This is a genomic window from Halobellus rarus, from assembly GCF_024494595.1.
Taxonomy (GTDB): domain Archaea; phylum Halobacteriota; class Halobacteria; order Halobacteriales; family Haloferacaceae; genus Haloquadratum; species Haloquadratum rarum.
The window spans coordinates 1-19,104 of sequence record NZ_JANHDI010000008.1 but is presented as its reverse complement, the minus strand read 5'-3'; the positions used below and the strand labels follow the sequence as shown (position 1 = coordinate 19,104).

Genomic DNA, 19,104 nt, shown 5'->3' with positions numbered 1-19,104 from the left:
TCGGGAGCGATTCCCGTAGGCGGCCGCTCGTCACTGGAACACGGCGTCGAAGGCCCGCGCACCCAGCGGCTCGAACGTCCCGGCGGCGACGTTCTCCGGGACGTGTGCGGGCGAGCTCGTCCCGACGAGCGCGGTCGTGACGCCCGGTGCGCTCCGCGCGAAGTTGATCGCCCGCTGTGCGGGGGTCTCACCCGCCAACTCCGCGTCGACCCCCGCGGGAATCGACGCCGCGAGGTCGCCCTGCGCGAGGGTCGCGCTCGCGACGACGTCGAGGTCGACCGCCTGAGCGTATTCGAGGGCGCTGACGTCGCGGTCCTCCTCGGGGTGTCCGTGCGCCGCGACGGTGAACGCGTCCGCCATCGCGACGTTGAACGGCAACTGGACGGCAGCGAGTCCGACGTCGCCGACGCCGACCGCCTCGGCGGCGGATTCGGCGCGAGCGACGACCTCGGGGAGCGAGAGGTACGCGTCGTGAGATCGGGGAACGCGGAACGCCTCCCAGGTCGCGACGCCATAGCCGCCGATATCTCCGGCCGCGCGCCGGCGTTCGAGCCGCTCGAAGGCCGCTTCGAGCGCGTCGTAGACGGATTCGCGGTCGCGGACCTGCAGTTGCGTCTCGGGGTTGTGGACGTAGTAGCAGTCGACCGTCTCGAGGCCGAGATTCGATAGCGACTGGTCGAGCATCGCATCGAGGAAGTCCGGTGAGATCGCGTGGCTCCCGCGGGCGAGGTCGTCCGGATCCACGAGCCCAGTGTCAAGGAACTCCGAACGGACGTACGCGGCCGGATCGTCCGGGCGCGAGCCGTCGAAGGGGACGAATCCGCCCTTCGTGGCCACGACGACTTCCTCGCGGTCGATCTCCGCGGCGTCGAGCGCGTCGCCGACGACGCGCTCGCTCCGTTGGTGGCGGTAGTTGATCGCCGTGTCGACGACGTTGATCCCCGCCGAAAGCGCTTCCGTGATCGATTCGCGGTAGCGCTCGTCGACCGCGTCGGTCGGCTCACCCAGGTACGTCCCGAGACCGATGCTCGATGCGACACCCGGGCCGAACCGGCGAAAATAGGTGCGCGCGAAGGCGTCGCCGAACCGGTCCCGATAGCCCCAGGTCCCCTGACTCGTCGCCATATCTGGAGTACGCTCCGCGCGGATAAACGGGCGTCGGCTCGTCCCCGAGCGAATCAGGGGCGGGTCACACCTCGCCGGACATCGACTCGAAGAGGCGATCGGAGAGGTCCTCGCGAGAGATCGACTCCCCGAATTCCGTCCGAATCGCCCCGTCGTGCAGCGAGAGTTGACCGCCACCCATCCTCGCGTGCCCGCCAGCGGATCCGTCCTGAACGTCTGCGATGGCAGAGTCGAGGGTCCGACCCATATGCACCCGATCGTCGCGGGAGCGGCCCGAGAGGTGGACGACCCCGTTTCGCTCTCCGAGGACGACGACTGCGGTGACGCCCTCGAGTTGGACGAGTTCGTCCGCCGCCTGGGGGATGGCGTCGACGTTCGAGACGCGGCCGACGTCGCTGACGGCGAAGGGGCCGCGGACGTCGCGGCCGGCGATCGCCCGGGCCTTCAGTTCGAGGACCTCCCTGGACACCGCGGGGTTCGCGACTCGATCCAGTTGGTCCTCGTCGACGCCGGGGTACAGGAATCCGGCGGCCTCGAAGTCGGCCGCCGAACAGCCCGAAGTCAAGCGCTTCGTGTCGGTCAGGATGCCGTACAGGAGCCCCGTCGCGACAGTCGACGGGACGGTGTAGGGCGCGTCGACCTCGCTGGCGTGCTTTGCGGATGGGACGGGCTTCGCGCCCACGTTCTCGAAGTACTCGGCGACGATGCTGGAGGCCGCGCCGTAGTCCGTCCGGACGTCCGTGAACGCCTCGCCCGTTCCGTCGCCCGGATGGTGGTCGACGACCGCGAAGGGGAGCACGCTGTCGGAGCCGGCGAACCCCCGCGGACGGTTGTGATCGACGAGGACGACGTGCTCGGCCGCGACGTCGCTGACGTGGTCGATCTGCTCGATATCGAGGTCCAGCACCGTCTGGAAGGCGCGGTTCTCCTGGTGGCGGACCTGGCCGGCGTACTGGACCGTCGCGTCCGTTCCGACCTGTTTTGCGAGACTCGCGACGCCGATACCGGTGGCCATCGCGTCCGGGTCGGGGTTCGGATGAAGCAGTACCGCGACCTCGTCGAGTTCCTTCAGGTTCTCGAGAAACCGGGTGCCCATCGGTCGCTCGAACCGATGGAGGACGTACAGCCCGACCGCAGTCGCGAGGAGCGCGACGACGACGGTGGCTGCGACCGCCGGATACGCCATCACGAGCGATCGGATCCGGTCGAGTAGCTCCGGGGGGAGGGCCTGTGCTACTCCGGAGCGTGCGCTGCCCATACGTTCCGCCTCAGGATGCACACCCAAGAAGATTCCCTCGTAATCTCCATCAAATGACAGTAAAACGCTCCGTCAGATCGACGCCGCGTCCGTCCCCGAGCGGTACGCCTCGATCGCCGCCCGGTAGCCTTCGCGATAGGTCGGATACGCGAACTCGTAGCCGAGCGAGCGAAGGCGGTCGTTCGAACAGCGCTTGCTCGTCGCGATCCGGCGGCGCGCCGCTGCGGAGAGATCCGAGTTCGACAGGCGCTGGTCGATCGTTCGCTTCGGGGGAGACGGTACGTCACACTCGGAAGCCAGCCAGTCGGCGAACGCCCACTTGTCGACCGGTTCGTCGTCGACGACGAGGACGACGTCGTCGCGCGCAAGGTCCGATTCGAGGAGGAAGGCGACCGCACCGGCGGCGTCGTCTCGGTGGACCATATTCAGATAGCCCTCGGTGACCGGTCCGTCCAGGTAGCGGTCGAGGCGGTAGCGGCTGGGGCCGTACAGTCCCGCAAAGCGCGCGACTGTCCCGTCGATGCCGGCGTTGGCCGTCTCCTCACGGGCGACCCGCTCGGCCTCGGCGAGCACGCGAGTCTTCTCCGTCGTGGGATCGATCGGCGTCTCCTCGTCGACGAAGTCGCCGTCGTGGTCGCCGTAAACGCCCGTCGACGAGGTATAGACGAGACGGTCCGGTGGCGACGAACGCCCGCCGTACTCCTCGATGACGTTCCGGAGGCCCTCGACGTAGACCCGCCGAGCAGCGTCGGGACCGCGTCCACCGGAACTGGCCGCGAAGACTATCCAGTCGGCGTCCGGGAGGGCAGCGAGAGTCTCGAGATCGGTGGCGTCGGCGCGCCGGGCGTCGAGACCGGCCGCCGCGACGGCCTCGAGTCCCCCGTCGGAGCGGCGGACGCCCGTCACGTCGTGGTCGGCGTTGCGGAGCCGTCTGCCGAGTTCGAGGCCGACGTAACCGCAGCCGACGATAACGACCCTGGACATCAGCGGTCGTTCCGCTCGGCGAGGTACTGCTGGATCGCCGCGAGCTGTGCGAGCGTCATCGCCGTCCGGCCTTCGAGCGCCTGCTGGACCTCCTGACCGGAGAGGTCTAGGTCGACGTTCGAGGCGATCGTGTCGACGTCGACGACGCCCGTGGTCATCGCCATCAGAAGGTGATCGCGGAGTTCGAGCAGAATCGCCTCGGCGTCCGGTCGCTCCTCGTCGAGCGCGAGAATTGACGCCGCGTCCTCGACGCGTAACTGTGGCACCGCTCCCTCGACGAGCGCTTCGAGGAGGTCGGCGTCGACGTCGGCGTCGTCTGCCACCGGTTCGACGCCGTGGGCGCTCACGACGGCTCTAAGTTGTGCTTCGTACGCCTCGCGGAGTTCCACCGGCGTCAGGCGTGCGGGGTCGTCGGCCGCGTCGTACAGCATACCACAAATCACTGCCGGCGCGGCAAAACCGTTTCCGAACGTGTCGGGCCTGCACCGGTCTTCAGACCCTCGAAACAGCGCCAACCCTGTGCTCGTATCGCCCCACGAGGGAACCGCTTAAGTCCGTCACTATCCACCGCTACTGTATGAACCGCGTATCGCTCGTGAACCGGGAGGGGCGACCGTGAGCGTCGGTCATCAGGTCACCTCCGATCACCAGCTCGCGCGCCTCCTACAGATCGGGATCGTCCTCGAAGAGGTGGTCGAGGCCCGGTCGTACCACCACTACCAGTCGCTCGACGACGCGCCGAAACTCGATCCCGAGATCGAGTCGCTCTTAGAGCACGCCGCGGCCGAATCGGCGGAACACCGGGAGCGACTCGAAGCGCTCGTCGACGAACTCGACGCCGAGAGCATCCCGTTCGACGAGATCGAGGCGCTCGTCCAAGCGCAGTACGGCGGCACCGAACCGGAGGACTTCGACGATATCCTCTACGACCAACTGTGCAACGAGGAGACGGCGTACAAGTTCTACGACGACCTCATCGGTGCGCTCCGCGCCTCGGAAACCACGTTCGGCATCGATCGCGAACGTCTCATCGACACCCTCGTCGAGATCCGCGAGGAGGAAGCCGAGGGCGTCGAGGAAGTCACGAAAATTATGAACGACCGCCAATGAAACGACACACGACGCACCACGGAGGACGGAAATGAACACCGCCGACCAGTACGTGAAAGCGATCTACCTCCTCCAGCAGATGGAGAACGGGCCCGCCTCGACCGGGGCGCTCGCGGATCGATTAGGCGTGAGTCCAGCGAGCGCGAACGAGATGATCGGGAAACTCGAATCGCGGGGCCTCGCAGAACACGAGAAGTACAAGGGCGTTACTCTCACCGACGAGGGTATCGTCCGCGCCCGCGACGCCCTCCAGACGTACTGTATCATCGAGCGCTTCCTCTCGAACGTGCTGTCGGTCGCGGAGTTCCGCGCGGAGGCGCGCGAACTCGAACCGGTCATCGACGACCTGGTCGCCGAGCGACTCGATACGATCATCGACCGGAGTCCGGAGTGTCCGGACTGTTTCGACCCGGAGACCGACGCGTGCTGTCACCTCGACGTCCCCGCCGAGAGCGTCGAAACCGAAGAGCAGCACGCGGACTGATACGACCGGACGGAGGTTCGTAACGCGACTGGACACTCGGAGGCGGGGCTGCTCTGGAGAAGTTCTGTCGACGACTCTCTCACGGAACCAAAGCCCACATCTTCAAGTCCTTCCTCTCGTAGTGGCGCGTATGGATGGGACAGCGGCGATCGATCGTCTCCTCGCGTTCGCGGGATTGGGACCTCGCGAATCGACGGAGGCCACGGAACGACCGAGTCCGTACGTGTGTCTGGGCTGTGAGGCCGCATACGACGTTCAGTATCACGTCTGCCCGAACTGCGGCGGATTCTCCGTCGAATCTCGGAGCTCGACGGAGCGCCAGGGGGACCACGGCACGGTATCTTTCGACGATTCGGCCGCTGAATAGCCGATCGGCGTCAGTGACGCGTCGCCGTCGGAACCCGATGGGTTTTCAAAGACTGCGCTGTGAGTAGAGCGTGCAGTCCCGTGGTGTAGTGGCCAATCATATGGGCCTTTGGAGCCCATGACGGCGGTTCGAATCCGCCCGGGACTACTACTTCGGACGTCCGAATCCGTCCAACTGCGTATGGCGGCGAGCACGGCGACACGAATAGGGATGGGGAGGCGATCCTCGACGAGCGGTCACGCGCTCTCGAGCGAGAGCGGCTCATCCCATTTCTCACGGGTTGGCGACGCTCTGTCCTTTATCCGGGACGTCCATTGCACGACCACTACGAGCCGTTTCCCCGCTCGACAAAAACAGCTACACTGGCGAGAGTCGTGACGACCGCGACGACGACGACGCCGACGGGCATTCCCAGCCCAGCGCCTCCCGCGGCGTCGTCCGTTTCCGTTGCGACGTCTCCGGGGCGCTCACTGACACTGATCCGGCCCGCGTCAACGCCCTCGACCGCGACTGTCCCGTCGACGGCTTCGAATTCGATAGCCACCACGCCGCGCTCTTGGGGGCGTAGCGCCACGGTCTCCGTTGCGACCGGCCGGCCATCGACGGTCACTGTGAGAGTCCGGTTCGCCGTCCGGTTTGCCGTGTTCACGACCGTCGCTCTCACGGTGGTATCGTAGCCTTTCTTGATCCAATCGGCCAGTGCTGTGGCCTCGGTGACCTCGATAGGTCCGGTTCCGTCGGTATCATCGCCGGGCCGGGGTGCAACCGTCCCGTCGTCGCTTGCGGCGGTCACGGTCAGCGTGCCGACTGAGGTATCCGCGATGGCGATATCGTACTCGCCCGGTTCATCGAATCGATATTCGAACACTATTGTCTCGGTCTCGCCCGCCTCGACGATGACTGACTTCGAGTCGACCGTCTCGGAGTTCACAGCCAGACCCGCTCGGAACGTGCCGTCCTCCTCGCCGGCGTTCTCGACCTGCAACGCTATCTGTACGCTCTCTCCTGCGGTAATCAGCGTGTTGTTGAGTGTCGCAACTACCGTATTGAATCTCGTTTCCTCGGAGGCAGCCGCCGGTGCTGGGTTCCTCGAGGGAGAGCTGGTCGCTATGGCCGTCGGCGTCGCGGTGGCGGTTGGTGATGTCGGCGTTGTGGTGGCGGTCGGTGATGTCGGCGTTGCTGTCGGGGGAGCGGTTGACGTTGGTGGTGACGTCGCGGCCGGGGCGGCAGTCGGCGTTGGCGTCGCGGTCGGAGCGGCAGTCGGGGTGGCAGTCGACGTTAGCATCGCGATCGGGGCGGCGGTCGGGGTAGCAGTCGACGTTGGGGTCGCGGTCGGGGTTGGTGACCGAGCTGCGATTGGCGTTGCAGTGGCGGTCGGTGTTGGCGTTGGTGCCGGAGTTGAGGTTGCAGTTGGCGTTGGTGTCGAGGTAGCAGTTGTTTTCTCCTCTTCCTCGTCCTCTTCCTCGTCCTCTTCCTCGTCCTCTTCCTCGTCCTCGTCCTCTTCCTCGTCCTCTTCCTCTTCCTCGTCCTCTTCCTCTTCCTCTTCCTCGTCCTCTTCCTCGTCCTCTTCCTCGTCCTCTTCCTCGTCCTCTTCCTCTTCCTCGTCCTCTTCCTCTTCCTCGTCCTCTTCCTCTTCCTCTTCCTCGTCCTCTTCCTCGTCCTCTTCCTCGTCCTCTTCCTCGTCCTCTTCCTCGTCCTCTTCCTCTTCCTCTTCCTCGTCCTCTTCCTCTTCCTCGTCCTCTTCCTCTTCCTCTTCCTCGTCCTCTTCCTCTTCCTCTTCCTCTTCCTCTTCCTCTTCCTCTTCCTCTTCCTCTTCCTCTTCCTCTTCCTCTTCCTCTTCCTCTTCCTCGTCCTCTTCCTCTTCCTCGTCCTCTTCCTCTTCCTCGTCCTCTTCCTCTTCCTCGTCCTCTTCCTCTTCCTCGTCCTCGTCCTCTTCCTCTTCCTCTTCCTCGTCCTCTTCCTCTTCCTCTTCCTCTTCCTCTTCCTCGTCCTCTTCCTCTTCCTCTTCCTCTTCCTCTTCCTCGTCCTCTTCCTCTTCGTCAATTTGCTGGAACTGGTGCAGGGAGAAATCAAAGACAGCCACGTTGCCCGGATGGCTTTCCGTGGACTCGAATTGCCCGTCGTCCGCAACGTCTGGATTCGAGAGAGAGGTGCCAGATACCCCGCCCGTGAACATCAGCGCGACAAAGAGGAAGCTCACTAAACCCAGTGCGACAACCCTTCCCATAGAGCGGCTAGCGGGCTAGGATATGATAGTAAATAGCCACCAAGCGCGTAATAAGTTAACATTATCCCGATTATCGTCGGAAGTCACGTACCACCGGCCGAAGTATTTGACACTTACTGCCGGACCGTGCCGGCCCAACTCTATCGAGTTCGGCGAGTGAGTTCGACGTTCACGGCCGAGACCGAAGCGGTGAAACGTCGAACTGCTCGGCGTCGTCTGTTTCGTGTGGTCGATATTGAAAAGCGCATACAGGTACCCGGAGCGACAATTACGTCGGTACTTGCGACGTTCAGCTTGCATCGAACGACAGATCTCCGTCAAGAGTAGTACATTACTCTGTGCAAGGCGTATTCCCAACTGGATCGGATCCAATTCCGCCAGCGGGTCGTACGAGCGAGCCAGTAGTGATGAGAACAAAAACGGATCCAGTTCTACCACTCTCGTCAGCCTAGCTTCAGTCTCATCCGCGCTGTACTAGCCGATCAAGCGAGGACTCAAGTCACTCGACGAAGAGATGGCAGACGTGACCATAGAGGACAACGTCGCCCTCGTCACGGGGGCTAGCGCGGGGATCGGTAAAGCGACGGCGCGCGCTCTCGCGAGCGAGGGAGCGGATATCGCCCTCGCAGCGCGACGCCGAGAACGACTCGAAGAGATCGCCGACGAGCTCGAATCGACGTTCGACGCCGAGACGCTCGTCGTCCCGACGGACGTCCGCGACGAGACGGCGGTCGAGGCGATGGTCGAGACGACGGTCGAGACGTTCGGCCGACTCGACATCCTCGTGAACAACGCGGGACTCGGCGTCGGCGGCGACGTCGAAGAGACGACGAGCGAGGAGTACCGCCTGATGATGGAGACGAACGTCGACGGCGTCTTCTTCGCGACGCAGGCGGCGGTACCGCACTTGCGAGAGACGAGTGGGAACCTCGTGTTCGTCGGGAGCTTCGCGGGGCAGTACCCCCGGCCCACGAACCCGATGTACGCGGCGACGAAGTGGTGGGTCCGCGGCTTCGCACACAGCGTCGAGGGCCAGATCGGACCGGACGGCATCGGCGTCAGCGTCGTCAACCCTACCGAGGTCCGAACGGAGTTCGGCAGCGAGGAGGACGATTCGTTCGAAGAACGGTTCGAACCCGAAGAGGTGACCGAACCCGAAGAGATCGCGGACGCCATCGTCTTCGCCGCGTCCCAGGATCGATCGACGGTCCACGAGATCGATCTGTACCGACGCGACAAGTTCGAAGGCTGGTGAGCGAACCGGCTCTCGGTCGTCGGAGGGACCAGCGTAAATCTCACTGAGCGTCGGTCGATTCGGGAGGCGGCTATCGCGTGTCCGAGGAGAGCGTCGATGCCGCCGTAGTCGCCGTCGAGATTCGAACATCGAACGTCGAACGCCGCCCGGGACTACTCTATTCCATTCAGGTCTCCGATGCGTAGCGGCAGCGCCGGATCGATCGCAGAAGATAGGTGAGACTACAAATATCAGAGCTGAGGATTAGAAACGAGGTTACTTATACGAAATTTCACTCGATTGAGTTGGGTTGAAAATCGACAGACGAAGGCGAGGTCGGTCCGCTGTACGCGGGCGTCCGAGTTGCCAGGTGATTATCACACACTGCCAAAGACGGTTGCGTCAGCGGAGACGTTGGGCCGACGACGACTCACGATATCCGAGCCAATCACCGCTTGAATACGTAGAGCGAACTCGTCTACTGTGGATTTTTTGCCGATCAATGTATGACAGGAGATACGAACGGTGTTCGTGCAGTCTCTCTCGTAACGATTCTGATTCTCAGTATTCTCGGTGGAGCGGGCGCGTTTTCCGCACCGGTCGACGCCGAGCAGGGCAGCATTAGCTTCGACGCGGCGAGCTACACGGATGGTGACACCGTGACAGTCACCGTCGACGATGCCGACCTATCGACGACTGAAAATTACGTCGTCAACATCGAATCAGATACTGAATCACAATTCCTAGGACGAGGTCAAAGACCCGGTACTTCAACAAAATATACTACTGAAGCAGGTGTCGCTGATCAAAATTCAGATAATAAAATAACAAAGGAAGACATTGAATATCAAGACTCTGATGGAGGGAACAATAGAATAGAAGAAACCAGCAGGAATGAGAATGGAACTGTGACAATTCATTTTAAAAATCCGCCATCATCTAGTGATGCTATTGATTATACAGTGGGAGAGACTATACTCTTATCACAGACAACAGATTCAGAGTTTTCAGGAAGTATTAAAATAAATACTACAGATAGTACCGGGACTCTACAAATAAATGATGGTGATTCAATCACATCAAAATACTTTGACACCAGTATCAATACCGAATTAATCACATCTGCAATTATCGACGAAGACCCAGCACCACTCACACTCGGACCAATAACGGAGTTCGCCACCAGTGACCTCGCAGGAACGAGTTTGACTCACACCGAGAGCGTCGTCGAGATTCCATTCAGCGAGGACGTCTCGAAGGCCGGCGGGGAAGCGGGGGCGCTGACGCTCGCGGATAACATCACCGTGAGCGTTGGCGGAATCGACGTGACCGACCGCTACACGCTCGACGCGGACGGATCGACCGACGGGCAAGTCGTGTTGAGTTCGGAAACGCCGATCGATCCGCGATCGGGAGTGACGGTCGGAATCGACGCGGTGAACGATTCGATCGACACCGAGACTATCGAGCCCGGATCGATGGACGTGACCGTGGCGAGCGCGACTGTCAGCGAGGACGACGGAGACGCGGACGCCTACGAGGGGTCGACGTTGGCGTTCGTCGCCACCGACGGGTCCGCCGATACCAATCAGACGTTCGAGGTGGAAGACGGCGTCGGAACGCTCGTCTTCTCCGGACACACCGGAGCCGGGAGTCAGGTGTTCACCTTCGACACGGCGGCGCGCAACTGGAGCGGAGACTACGGGATCGAGACGTATCTCGAAAACGGGTCCATCGACCGGAGTCTCGACGTCGCACTCCGCGGATTGGAGTTAGCTGTCGATATCGACGATCGAGACGTCACCACTTCAGATCCCATCGAGGGGGAGATCAGCGCGAACGCCACCGATCGGATCGTCGAGGTCACCCTCCGTTCGGACGCCGACGGGTCTGCGGTCGTCGAGCGAAGGGACGTCACGCTGGACGACACCGGCGACGCGAGGTTCAATTTCGCGGCCGCGACCGTCGGGGAGGCCGGGCCAGGAAACTACACCGTCGAGGTGACCGACGCCGGGACAGGCGCGAGAAACCAATCCGCTCTCATCCGCGTGGTCGCTGCCGACGTAACGGACTCCTCGTCGCAGTCCGACGTCGTCGAGGAGCCAGACGAGGAGGGAGAAGCCTCGTTCCGATCCACGGTCGTCAAGGAGCACGCCGGCGACGTGGCCCCGTTCGGGATCGAACTGCACCAAACGGACGCCGCGACCGTAACCGTCGGAAGCGACGAGGACGGATTCCGTGCGAGCGCGACGGTCGTCGACCGTGACGGGGACGGCACGGTTCGCGTATGGTTCAACACCGCGGCTGTGATCGGTGCGACGACGCTTCCGTCCGACGGTGGCGCGGTCTTCGGAGTGGTCGGGAAGGACGAATCCGGCGACGGGGCCGTAGACGCGGTCGTCGATGCCGGAATTACAGCGAATCAGGACCTCACAGAGGCGATCGAACCAGGTAACTACACTCTCGCGGTTCGACCCGATATGGTGTCGAACGCGACCGCAACCGACACGGGGACGCTGGTCGTCGGATCGGCCGCCCCGAGGAATCTCACGAATTGGGTCGCGCCCGCCGGGTCCGCGTTTTCGACCCGCGACGACGTTTCGGCGGCGATCGAAGCGGATCGACTCACCAGGACCGCCGAAATCGCGGCTGGCGACGTCGTCGTCCACCGATTGGTCGTCCCCGGTCTCGCCGGCGAGTTCGCCCGCCAGTCGGGAACGCCGACCGAGGCGTTCTTCGCGCTTTCCGGTACCGACGCCGACGCGAGATACGGGTTGAACATCACTCGCGTTGGGGCGAACGACGCCAACTTCACCGGGCAGACAGTGCCGTCCAGCGACGGCGGGGACCTGTACGTACCGGGCGAGGATAACGCCAGCGTCGTCGCTGATCCGGCCAACGATACCTACGTGATCGCCTACGAGAGTGCTGGGGGGATCGGTCTCAGCGCCGGTGACTCACGCGCCGTCTCGTTCGTGGTGGCCGATAGCGGCCCCTACAGCGGACTGAGCACCGAGAATCGAACACTCATCGAAGAGTACGAACTCCTGAAGGCGACCGTTTCACCCTCCGAGGACCCGCTCGTCGTCGAGAACGAAACGAACCAGTCCATCGGAGGTACGACGACCGTCGCGCCCGGGACCGAGATCGAGTTCCAGATTCAATCGGTCAACGGTACCGATCCGTCGTTCCTGACGACGAAGGAGGCCGTCGTGGGGCCTGACGGACGGTGGACCCTGAGCGTCGACTTCGACACGCAGCGTGTGGGCGATCAGTTCTCGGTGACCTCCGCCGTCGACGTGGTCGCGTCGGTAAGGGAACTCCGGGTTGACGGCGTGATCGGGACAGTCATTCCGAAGGTTTCCGAGTCTACATCGGTGGACCGTCTCGCGGGCGGCGGACAGGGTGGTGGCGGGGGTGGCGGCGGCCCAGCGGCGTCGGGCGGCGATCCCACTTCGACGGCGACGGGCGAGACCACAACGCCGACAGAAAGCCCGGACTCGACGGAGTCAGTCGTCGACTCGACACGGCGGTTCCTCGGCGGCGTGCTCGGAACGTTCGTCGACAGTTCGGGCGACGAAACGCTCCGAAGCCGCCTGCTCGGCTTCGACGTTCTCGTCTCACTTGGCGCGTTGACGACGGTCGCGCTGTTCGTCTCTCGGCGGGAGTGAGAGCAGCAGCGATCAAGCCTGCCGTTCCGGGACGGCGACTCTCGGAGCCGGCAGCGTGAAGCGGTCAGCGCATCCGAACGGGCCTTCAGGTCCCGATTCGGGGACGGCGGCGCGCTCGCCTCGTCGTAACGCCTAAGAACCGAAGAGCCATTCTATCGGGTAATGAACCCGAACGCGAACGCGGACGTCGTGGGACCCCCCACTGCTCCGAAACGGAGGTGGTTCCGTGGGCGTTGAAATCAAGGAATCGACGGTCGACGACGAGGAGTTCGAGGAGATGAAGCGGTTCGTCCGCGACTACCTCGCAGCGAGCGTCGAGAGCGAAGACCACGGCGGCCGGATGCGGTGGTACCCCTGGCACAGCGCCGAGTACCGCTTCAACCACATCCTGAACGTCGTCGACATCGCGACCCGGATCGCCGAGCGCGAGGGCGCCGACATCGACGTCGTCCGCGTCGCCGCGCTCTTTCACGACATCTCGAAGCTGGAGGCCGACCAGGAGGTCCACGCCGAGGAGGGAGCACGCGTCGCGCGCGAGTACCTCGAAGCCCACGGCGACTTCCCGCAGTCGTTCGTCGAACAGGTGTGTCAGGTCGTCGCCGACCACTCCTATCAGGGCCCGCTCTCGGACGTCTCACTGGAAACGCAGAGCCTCATCGAGGCCGACATCCTCGACAAGGTCGGCGCGAACGGCACGGCGCTGATGCTGCTCCGGATGGGCTATGAGGCCCGGACGCACATGGACGCCGCCGAGATGGTCGAACGCGTCCTCGAACGCGGCCGCGACGCCACCGAGCGGGTCAACTCCGACGCCGCAGAGAGCATCGCCCACAAGCGGCTCACGCGCGTGAAGTGGTTCCGCGAGTGGCTCGAAGCCGAAGTGCCGGAGATGAACCACGAGATCGAAGACGAGGAAGCGGACGAATAACGGGCAGGCGGATATGGGCGAGGCGATCGCTCCTGCCGAGACCGTGAGGCGACGTACGGCGAAAAAGGCTCTGCGACCGGGCGAACGGCGTCGCCGTCGACAGCCGTAGGCACGAAAGCACTTACGTACGCCGTGGGCGAAACCGGAAATCGTGCCCGCCGAACTCCCTCCATCGCCGTCGAATCGCGTGAAGATCGCCGTTGCCGTCGTGCTGCTCGTGACGCTCGCGTACAGTTTGGTGATCGCCGGGCAGATCCTCCTGTGGTTCGTCCTCGTCGGTATCGCCGCTGGAGTCTATATCGCCTGGTTGCTCGTCCTCGCGCTGTTCCGGTTGGTCGACGCCATCGAGCGGATCGCCGCGGCGAGAGAAGCGGAAGTCAGCGGTGCAGATCGGACGCACGAGACGGACGCTCAGAAGACGAATGCCGAAAGCTCGAACCCCGAAAGAACCGCCGAAGACGACGTAGTCGGCGCGGAGGCCGGCCGCGACGCGTTCGGGGATGACGCGTGAACCGGTGGCCGTTTGTACGCCGGAACCCAAGCGCTGGCAATGACTGACTCCGGTTCCTGGGTGAGCCTCTTCTCCGGCGGCAAGGACTCCTCGTGGGCGCTCTACCGAGCGCTCGAAGAAGGGCTGAACGTCTCGCACCTCCTCACAGTCCACCCCGGCGAAGACTCGTACATGTACCACGTCCCCGAGACGCGGCTGGCCGGCCTCGCCGCAGAGAGTATCGGGATCGATCTCATCGAGGTGGAGCCGGGTAACCTCAACGCGGCCGATGTCGACGACGCGGGCGCACAGGGCGACAGGGAGTTGGAGCCGCTCGAAGCCGCGCTCGTCGAACTCGACTCGCAACTCGACGGCGGCATCGCCGGTGTCACGGCGGGGGCCGTCGAAAGCGAGTTCCAGACCTCGCGGATCCGCGGGATGTGCGACCGACTGGGAATCGATCTCTTCGCGCCGCTGTGGCAGCGCGACCCACAGGAGTTAGCCGAGGAGATGCTCGACGCCGGTTTCGAGATCCGGATCGTCCAGGTGGCCGCCCGCGGCCTCGACGAATCGTGGCTGGGACGGACGCTCGACGCCGACGCGCTCGGCGAGTTGCTCGCGCTCAACGAGGAGTACGGCGTGCACGTTCTGGGGGAAGGCGGCGAGTTCGAGACGCTCGTCACCGACGGACCGCACATGGATCGCCCGATCGGACTGGCGTACGAGACGGTGTGGGAGGGGACGCGCGGACACATCCAGGTGACGGACGCCCGGCTCGGGAAGTGACGCCCGGCTCGGCGAGTGACGCCCGGCCTCGGTAGCCGGGAAAAGAAGACGTTGCGAACCCAACCCAGTCGACTATACCGATCTCTGCCGAAGTGGCGGTATGACAACCGATTTCAACGTCGTCGATCCCGAGACCGTCGAAGCGGAACGGTTCCCCGAATCCGGGAACCTCCACCGAAAGTTCACCGAAGCGCTGGGATGCACGGAGATGCGCGTGAACGCGGTGACGCTCGAACCGGGGGAGGCGACGACTCCGCACGCTCACGAACGGCAGGAGGAGGTGTACGTGGCGCTCGACGGGGGAACCGTCGAGATCGACGGGGAGATCTACGACGTCGCGCCGGGCGGGATCGTCCGCATCGGCCCGGAGCCGATGCGGAGCGTTCGCAACGAGAGCGACGCCGCGCAGACGTGGGTTATGATCGGTGCGCCGCCGCTGGGGACGGTCGACGATTTCGGCGAGTACACGGTGCGCGACGACGAGCGGGAGTAGCGGGGCCAATCGAAACGGGAGGGTGGTTCCGACACGAGGCGACATCGTCCCGTCATTCCAAGCGACATCGTCCCGTCACTCCAAGCGACATCGTCCCGTCACTCCAAGCGACATCGTCCCGTCACTCCAAGCGACATCGTCCCGTCACTCCAGGTGCGAGTGCGCGCCGATCAGCGCGTTCGAGAGGTCGAGGTTCTCGATGTGGGTGTCCTCGTCGACGATGGTGTTGCGGAGGTCGGCGTCGCGGATGGTGGCGTCCGAAAAGATCACCGACCGTTCGAGGCGGGAATCCGTCACTGACGCGCCCGCCATCACGTGGACGTTCGAGCCGAGTTCGGAGTTCTCGACCGTGGCGTCGTCGTGGACGAACGTCCCGCCGTCGAGGTGCCACGATACCGCCTCGAGGTAGCTCTCGGGCGTCCCGATGTCGAACCACGCGCCGTCGAACGTGAACGCCTTCACCGTGCCGCGGTCTTGGAGCCACTTCATAAACCAGCCGGGTTCGTCGGGGTTGTTGCCGTCTTCGAGGTACGTCTCGAAGTCCGGGAGCGTCTCCGCGGGGAACGCGTAGCAGGCGATCGAAACGAGCGTGCTCTGTGGGTCGTCGGGCTTCTCCTGGAAGTCGACCACGCGGTCGCCCTCCAGTTGGACGAGTCCGTAGGATCTCGCGCGCTCCTTCGAGCCCACGTCGTAGGCGGCGAGACACGGAGTCCCGCTCGATTCGAAGAAGTCGACGAACTCCGAGACGTCGAAGGAGAGCAGGTTGTCGCCGGCGATGACCACGAGATCGTCCTCGACGCCCTCGCGGTCGATGAGCTGGGCGAGCGCGCCGACGACACCGAACTTCTCGTTCTCTTCGACGGTCTCCTCGACCGAGAGGGTCGGCTTCTCGTAGGGGGACTCCGAGATGAACGTCTCGAACGCCTCCGCGAAGCGCTCGTTCGTGCTCACGAACACCTCGTCGACCCGGTCGTCGGCCTCGAGGTCCTCGAAGATGATGTCGATGACTGTGCCGTCGCCGACCGGGAGGAACATCTTCGGCCGGTCTTTGGTGATCGGCCACATACGCGTCGCGTACCCGCCTGCGAGGACGACTGCCTTCATACGAGTACTCACTGAACGGAGTGTCAAGTGTGTTTCCCATAACGGGACTCCGACACGGACAAACGACGGAGCGAATCGGGATCGAAGTCCGGAGACCATCGCCGCACCGGGAGGAGGTCGTCGAAACCGACCCCCGGACCACTCCATCGGAGCCGACAATATATACGCCTCGACTCCGCTTCTACGAGTATGTCCGAACCGGGCGAGGAGGCGACGACGCGACAGCGGATCGCGGACGCGCTTCGGACGGAGCCACACGACGCCGCGGAACTGTCGACGGCCGTCGGCGTGCCGAAATCGGCAGTCTACAGACACGTCGAGCACGTCTCACAGACGGTCGAGAGCGACGACTCCGGCGAGCGGTTCCTGGTCGCACCACCGGAGTGTCGCGCGTGCGGTTTCGACGGGTTCGACGACCCGCTGAACGATCCCTCGCGGTGCCCGGAGTGTCGTTCCGAGCGGATCGCCCCGCCGCGGTTTCTGATCGAGTGAGCGCCGGACGGATCAGTCAGCGTCTCGTTCGTCCTCGAGGAGGTGACAGGCGGCCTCGTGATCGGCCGACAGCGACCGCGTCGCCGGCGCGTCCCGCTCGCAGACGGTGCCGAACGCCGAAGTCAACACCTCCGCGGCCGCCTCGCGCTCGCCCGACGCGAGCCGTTCGAGCGCGCGGTCCAGAACCGCGTCCGCGCCGGGGTCTGAGAGCCGCTGCGGGAGCTCGAACTCCCGCTTGAGCGCTGCGGAAACCGACTCGGCCGGCCCGTCATCGTCACTTCCGGTGCCGGCCGCGACGCGTGTCCGGACGGCGTCGACGTCGATCGACTCCGAACCGCCGGAGAGCCGCGTTCGGAGCCGATGAACCCGCCGCCAGACGTCGTCGTCGAGGTCGTATTCCTCCGGTCGAATGACCTCCGGACACCGCGTGTGGAACCGACAGCCGGACGGCGGATCCGCGGCGTCGGGGACCGTACCGAGCAGATCGACCGACGGCCGCGAGACTGTCGGGTCGGGAATCGGAACCGAGGCCAAAAGCGCCCGCGTGTAGGGGTGCTGCGGGTCGCCGAACACCGCGTCGATCGGACCCGACTCGACGATCTCGCCGAGGTACATCACCGCGACGCGGTCGCAGACTTCCCGGATCACACGCAGGTCGTGGCTGATGAGGAGCACGCCGAGGCCGAGTTCCGATCGGAGACGGTCCAGGAGTTCGAGCACGTCGGCCTGGACGGACGTGTCCAGCGCGGAGACCGGTTCGTCGGCGACGAGGAGGTCGGGATCGACGATCAGGGCGCGAGCCAGGGCCGCGCGCTGTTTCTCTCCCCCGGAGAGTTCGTGCGGGTACCGATCGGCAGCGTCGGGCGAGAGGCCGACACGTTCGAGCGTCGCCTCGACGAGTCGGCGACGGCGGTGCCGGTCGCTCATCCCGTGGACGGCGAGCGGTTCGGCGACCGACTGGCCGATCGACCGCCGCGGATCGAAACTCGACGCCGGGTCCTGGAGGATCAACTGCGCCCGCCTGCGGAACCGCTTCAGTCCCTCCCTGTCGTAGTCCGTGACGTCCTCACCGTCGAACCGAACCGTCCCGCCGGTCGGCTCCTCGATCCGGAGCATCGCGCGGGCCGCGGTCGACTTCCCGCACCCCGACTCGCCGACGAGGCCCACCGTCTCGCCGCGCTCGACAGTGAGGTCGATCCCGTCGACTGCCCGCACGCGGCCGACCTCGCGGCTCCAGACGCCCTCGGTGACCGGGTAGTGCTTCACGAGGGCACGAACGTCGAGCAGCGGCGTCTCAGCGCTCATCCGTCGTCACCTCTCCGACCGGTCGTACCGATCCGGTCTCGTCCGGGAATCGAGTCGAGAAGCCGTCGCGTGTACGGGTGCGAGGGTCGCTCGAAGATCTGAACGACGTCGCCGCGTTCCACCACCCCGCCGTCGCGGAGGACGACGACGCGGTCTGCCACCTCGGCGACGACCCCGAGGTCGTGCGTCACGAGGAGGACCGCCAGGCCGAACGCCGACTGAATCTCTTCGAGAAGCCCGAGCACCTGCGATTGGATCGTGACGTCGAGCGCCGTCGTCGGTTCGTCGGCGATCAGGAGGTCGGGATCGCCCGCGAGCGCCATCGCGAGCGCGACCCGCTGCGTCTGGCCGCCGGAGAGTTCGTGCGGATAGTCGTCGACCCGGCCGGCGGGGTTCGGCATTCCGACCCGGTCCAACAGGTCGACGGCGCGGGCCCTCGCGTCCGCTTTCGTGACGTCCGCGTGCAATCGGACCGCCTCGATCAGTTGCCACCCGACGGTGTAGACGGGGTTGAGTGAGGTCTGTGAGCTCTGAAACACGTGAGCGATCCGGTCGCCGCGGACCGCCCGCAGTTCCGACGCCGACAGCGACAGGAGGTCGGCGCCGTCGAACCGAACGGAGCCGCCGGCGATCTCGCCGGGCGGCTCCCGGACCAACCGCGTGATCGACTCGCTCGCGACGGTCTTGCCGCTCCCGGACTCGCCGACGAGGCAAACCGTCTCGCCGCGGGCGACCCCGAAGGAGACGCCGTCGACGGCGCGGACCGTTCCGTCGTCGGTGTGGAACACTGTCCGGAGGTTCTCCACTCGGAGCAGTGGTTCGCGGGCGTCAGTGGGCTCCGCTAGTTCGTCCGCGTTCGTCGGCTCCGGCGAGTTGGTGTCCGTCCAGTCCGGTGCGTCGGTGTTCGTCCAGTCCGGTTCGTCGGTGTTCGTCCAGTCCGGTTCGTCGGTGTTCGTCCAGTCCGGTTCGTCGGTGTCTCTCATCGGTCACACCTCCTGTCGCGGGTCGAGCGCGTCTCTGAGCGCGTCGCCGAGGAAGTTGAACGC

Annotated in this window: 16 protein-coding genes, 1 tRNA gene and 1 pseudogene; 10 read left to right on the top strand and 8 right to left on the bottom strand. The window is 64.6% G+C overall.

What is annotated here, in order from left to right:
• Positions 1-30: 30 nt before the first annotated feature.
• From NO876_RS09890 to NO876_RS09875, 4 genes are all read right to left on the bottom strand, one after another.
• Positions 31-1,125 carry an aldo/keto reductase gene (locus NO876_RS09890; RefSeq protein ID WP_256421521.1) on the bottom strand — a complete coding sequence of 365 codons (1,095 nt, stop codon included), beginning with the start codon at positions 1,123-1,125 and terminating at the stop codon, positions 31-33.
• Positions 1,126-1,189: 64 nt separating this feature from the next.
• Entirely contained in the window at positions 1,190-2,383 is a 1,194-nt protein-coding gene (locus NO876_RS09885) for a DHH family phosphoesterase (RefSeq protein ID WP_390276556.1), read from the bottom strand.
• A gap of 72 nt (positions 2,384-2,455) precedes the next feature.
• Positions 2,456-3,367, bottom strand: a complete 912-nt coding sequence (locus NO876_RS09880) for an NAD-dependent epimerase/dehydratase family protein (protein ID WP_256421520.1) — start codon at positions 3,365-3,367, stop codon at positions 2,456-2,458.
• Complete coding sequence (locus NO876_RS09875) at positions 3,367-3,798, bottom strand: DUF5791 family protein (protein ID WP_256421519.1); 432 nt, start codon at positions 3,796-3,798, stop codon at positions 3,367-3,369. Before NO876_RS09875 ends, NO876_RS09880 begins: the two co-directional genes overlap by 1 nt.
• Positions 3,799-3,982: 184 nt before the next feature.
• Here NO876_RS09875 and NO876_RS09870 point away from each other — a divergent pair, with 184 nt between their 5' ends.
• The 3 genes from NO876_RS09870 to NO876_RS09860 all read left to right on the top strand — a co-directional run bounded on the left by NO876_RS09870 (position 3,983) and on the right by NO876_RS09860 (position 5,475).
• The gene (locus NO876_RS09870; protein WP_256421518.1) at positions 3,983-4,477 is read left to right on the top strand and encodes a ferritin-like domain-containing protein; all 495 of its coding nucleotides are present in this window, start codon (positions 3,983-3,985) and stop codon (positions 4,475-4,477) included.
• Positions 4,478-4,508: 31 nt separating this feature from the next.
• A complete protein-coding gene (locus NO876_RS09865) occupies positions 4,509-4,961 on the top strand; it encodes a metal-dependent transcriptional regulator (RefSeq protein WP_256421517.1) in 453 nt (150 codons plus the stop codon).
• A gap of 441 nt (positions 4,962-5,402) precedes the next feature.
• Positions 5,403-5,475 (top strand) — tRNA-Gln (locus NO876_RS09860).
• 178 nt (positions 5,476-5,653) lie between these two features.
• Here NO876_RS09860 and NO876_RS09855 read toward each other — a convergent pair.
• On the bottom strand, positions 5,654-7,555 hold the full coding sequence (locus tag NO876_RS09855; protein WP_256421516.1) for a hypothetical protein: 1,902 nt from the start codon (positions 7,553-7,555) through the stop codon (positions 5,654-5,656).
• Between the two features lie 514 nt (positions 7,556-8,069).
• On the opposite strand from NO876_RS09855, the gene NO876_RS09850 reads away from it, so the two are divergent.
• The 6 genes from NO876_RS09850 to NO876_RS09825 all read left to right on the top strand — a co-directional run bounded on the left by NO876_RS09850 (position 8,070) and on the right by NO876_RS09825 (position 15,157).
• Positions 8,070-8,810 (top strand): SDR family oxidoreductase, encoded by a 741-nt coding sequence (locus NO876_RS09850; protein ID WP_256421515.1) that lies wholly within the window; start codon positions 8,070-8,072, stop codon positions 8,808-8,810.
• Positions 8,811-9,994: 1,184 nt separating this feature from the next.
• The gene (locus NO876_RS09845; RefSeq protein ID WP_256421514.1) at positions 9,995-12,460 is read left to right on the top strand and encodes a BGTF surface domain-containing protein; all 2,466 of its coding nucleotides are present in this window, start codon (positions 9,995-9,997) and stop codon (positions 12,458-12,460) included.
• 226 nt (positions 12,461-12,686) lie between these two features.
• Positions 12,687-13,388, top strand: coding sequence for an HD domain-containing protein (locus NO876_RS09840; protein WP_256421513.1), 702 nt, complete (start codon positions 12,687-12,689; stop codon positions 13,386-13,388).
• Between the two features lie 151 nt (positions 13,389-13,539).
• Positions 13,540-13,899, top strand: coding sequence for a DUF8066 domain-containing protein (locus tag NO876_RS09835; RefSeq protein WP_256421512.1), 360 nt, complete (start codon positions 13,540-13,542; stop codon positions 13,897-13,899).
• A 39-nt stretch (positions 13,900-13,938) separates the two neighbouring features.
• Positions 13,939-14,664, top strand: a complete 726-nt coding sequence (locus tag NO876_RS09830) for a diphthine--ammonia ligase (protein ID WP_256421511.1) — start codon at positions 13,939-13,941, stop codon at positions 14,662-14,664.
• A gap of 100 nt (positions 14,665-14,764) precedes the next feature.
• Positions 14,765-15,157, top strand: a complete 393-nt coding sequence (locus NO876_RS09825; protein ID WP_256421510.1) for a cupin domain-containing protein — start codon at positions 14,765-14,767, stop codon at positions 15,155-15,157.
• A 144-nt stretch (positions 15,158-15,301) separates the two neighbouring features.
• Here NO876_RS09825 and NO876_RS09820 read toward each other — a convergent pair whose 3' ends face one another.
• Positions 15,302-16,261 (bottom strand): nucleotidyltransferase family protein, encoded by a 960-nt coding sequence (locus tag NO876_RS09820; protein ID WP_256421509.1) that lies wholly within the window; start codon positions 16,259-16,261, stop codon positions 15,302-15,304.
• A 189-nt stretch (positions 16,262-16,450) separates the two neighbouring features.
• Here NO876_RS09820 and NO876_RS09815 point away from each other — a divergent pair, with 189 nt between their 5' ends.
• The gene (locus NO876_RS09815) at positions 16,451-16,753 is read left to right on the top strand and encodes a transcriptional regulator (RefSeq protein WP_256421508.1); all 303 of its coding nucleotides are present in this window, start codon (positions 16,451-16,453) and stop codon (positions 16,751-16,753) included.
• Between the two features lie 12 nt (positions 16,754-16,765).
• On the opposite strand, the gene NO876_RS09810 is transcribed toward NO876_RS09815, so the two are convergent.
• Together NO876_RS09810 and NO876_RS09805 are read right to left on the bottom strand one after the other, a co-directional pair.
• The gene (locus NO876_RS09810; RefSeq protein WP_256421507.1) at positions 16,766-18,058 is read right to left on the bottom strand and encodes an ABC transporter ATP-binding protein; all 1,293 of its coding nucleotides are present in this window, start codon (positions 18,056-18,058) and stop codon (positions 16,766-16,768) included.
• A gap of 32 nt (positions 18,059-18,090) precedes the next feature.
• A pseudogene (locus NO876_RS09805) lies at positions 18,091-19,041 on the bottom strand (ABC transporter ATP-binding protein); the annotation flags it as partial.
• Positions 19,042-19,104 lie beyond the last annotated feature (63 nt).